Origin of the sequence: Collinsella sp. AF19-1LB (genome assembly GCF_003459655.1) — a bacterium.
Classification (GTDB): domain Bacteria; phylum Actinomycetota; class Coriobacteriia; order Coriobacteriales; family Coriobacteriaceae; genus Collinsella.
Genome location: NZ_QRWO01000088.1, coordinates 1 through 516 on the forward strand (window position 1 = coordinate 1; position 516 = coordinate 516).

Annotated in this window: 1 protein-coding gene; it reads right to left on the bottom strand. The window is 49.0% G+C overall.

The features are described 5' to 3' along the window. Positions 1 to 291 precede the first annotated feature (291 nt). Positions 292 to 516 (bottom strand): hypothetical protein (locus DWX39_RS11285; RefSeq protein ID WP_233512218.1); only part of this gene is annotated, 225 nt, incomplete at its 5' end.

The following is a 516-nucleotide window of genomic DNA, read 5'->3' on the forward strand; positions in this document are numbered from 1 at the left end:
GCGGGAATCGCGCACTCCATATTTTGTTCACAAATTAATTAGCTGGCTCCGAGTTGCTCAGAGTCACACATTTGGTCATAAACCATGGACAGACCGTATGACCTCGGGAATCTTGCTGTCCACTGTAGACATAGCATCTTTATACCCTCGTCGGTCTCTGCTAGTTAGCCCGTCATAAATAGAAGGACAACGTTAACAAACCTATAAAACACCAGCGGGGGCTCTATCACTAATTAGATAGAGCCCCCGCTGGCGGAGTGTATTTAATTGAAACAATACCCCTTAACTGATTTACTGGAAATAAGGAGCATAAGATCCGTCCGGATAAACGTGACGACAGAACCCTGGAGCCGACTGAGCGCCACCAGAAAGCGACATAAGCAAGAAGATCGGCTCTACCTCACCGCGGACGGCAACGATGCCCTCGACTAAAGACAATCCGAGCACTCCTGAAACAGATAGGGCAAATGTCAGCTTATATAACGCAAAAAAGGGGGAGGCCGCGAGGCCTCCCCC